1 protein-coding gene and 1 pseudogene are annotated in these 1,635 nt (G+C 70.8%); both read right to left on the bottom strand.

Annotated elements, in window-relative coordinates; genetic code table 11:
* Window positions 1-173: 173 nt before the first annotated feature.
* The gene (locus AOK16_RS19260; RefSeq protein ID WP_055473457.1) at window positions 174-1,052 is read right to left on the bottom strand and encodes a polysaccharide deacetylase family protein; all 879 of its coding nucleotides are present in this window, start codon (window positions 1,050-1,052) and stop codon (window positions 174-176) included.
* A gap of 108 nt (window positions 1,053-1,160) precedes the next feature.
* Window positions 1,161-1,635: pseudogene (locus AOK16_RS19255) on the bottom strand (rRNA cytosine-C5-methyltransferase); the annotation flags it as partial.

Genomic DNA, 1,635 nt, shown 5'->3' with positions numbered 1-1,635 from the left:
GAGGAATACAGGGGCGGGGAGGAAGCGCCGACGGGGGAGGTTGAACGCCCCTCCCCGCCCCTGTGACTTGGGGGGTACCGCTGTTGTGGCGGGGTACCGCTGTTGTGGCTTGAGGGGTGCCGCGGTGACCTGGCGGATACCGCGGTGACTCGGGGGATATCACGCCCGGGCGGTCAGCTCGCGGGGAAGAGCCCGGGCTCGATCTCCGGCTCCTGCAGCGGCCGTTCGGCCAGCGTCCGGTCACCCTTGGCACGCTCGGCGAGTTCCCGGCAGGTCAGGAATTCCACGTCCCCGTGGGACCGCCCGTACTCGATGAGCGAGCGCAGCGCCTCGGCCCGCCCCGGACGGCCGGTGAGGAACGGGTGGTTGGTGAGCATGAACAGCGAGTTGTAGCGCCGCATCGCGTCCAGTTCGTATTTCCACATCGAGAGGACTTTCCGCGGATCCTCGATGATCGACCCGATCTGCGGGGCCGGGAGAAAAGCGTACTGCTCCCAGTCGTCCAGCGACCAGTGCGGCGGCAGTTCGACGATTCCGCCCTTTTCCGTGGGTACGTGATAGGGCCGGTCGTCGTTCATCATCGACGAGTCGTACACGAGCCCGTACTCCGCCACCAGCGACGCGGTCTGCCAGCTCGCTTCCCACAGCCCGGCCCGGTGGCCGTACACGGGCACGTCGAGGTTCTTGAAGACCTCCAGCGCCCGCTCGAAATCGGCCCGTTCCTCGGCGAACGACATGGACGTCGCCGGCACGTGGCTGTACGAGTGGTGGGCGACCTCGTGGCCCGCCTCGACCACCTGCGCCACCAGCCCGGGCCGCCGCTCGGCCACCCAGCCGGGAAAGAAGAACGTCGCCGGGACCTCAAGGTCCCGCAGAATTCCGAGAATCCGCGGCACACCGACATCGGGACCGAACGCCTGGTGCGTCATGGTCATCGCATGCCGGGCGTATTTCCCGTTCGCGGAAAGGACTCCGGTCTCCGCGTCCACGTCGAAGGTGAGGGCGACGGCAGCCGCCTTTCCCGGAGTCAGCCAATGCGAGCTCGAATTCATGGAGCTGACGCTATGGCGGGAAAGCTGTTCCGCACCATGTGCGGCGATCCACTACCGGTGCCCCCGCGATGTGGATTCGCACAGTGCGAGGTGCGGGCGCGCCCCGGATCACCCCGTGCGGCGCAGCAGCGCCAGGTACATCGCGTCCGTGCCGTGCAGATGCGGCCACAGCTGCACGTCCGGACCCTCGCCCAGCGCGGGCACGCCCTCCATCAGCGGCCGGGCGTCGATCAACTCGGCGGCGGGCGCCGCCCCGCCGCGCCCGCGCAGCACGTCCTCGACCACCGTCCGCGTCTCCGCAAGATGCGGCGAGCAGGTCGCGTACCCGACGACGCCGCCGACCCGTACGGCCTTCAGCGCCTCGCGCAGCAGCCCGCGCTGGAGCGGCGCGAACCCCTCCAGGTCCGCCGGCCGCCGCCGCCAGCGCGCCTCCGGGCGGCGGCGCAGCGCGCCGAGCCCCGTGCAGGGCACGTCGACCAGCACCCGGTCGAAGGTGGCCTCGCGCCACGGCGGGCGCGTGCCGTCCGCGGCGATGACCTGGTACGGGCCCGGGTTTCCGGCGAGCGCCCGCCGTGGCGCGAGG

This window comes from Streptomyces pathocidini, from assembly GCF_001418495.1.
Lineage (GTDB): Bacteria > Actinomycetota > Actinomycetes > Streptomycetales > Streptomycetaceae > Streptomyces > Streptomyces pathocidini.
The sequence above is the reverse complement of the archived record's forward strand: the minus strand, read 5'-3'. Positions and strand labels throughout refer to the sequence as shown.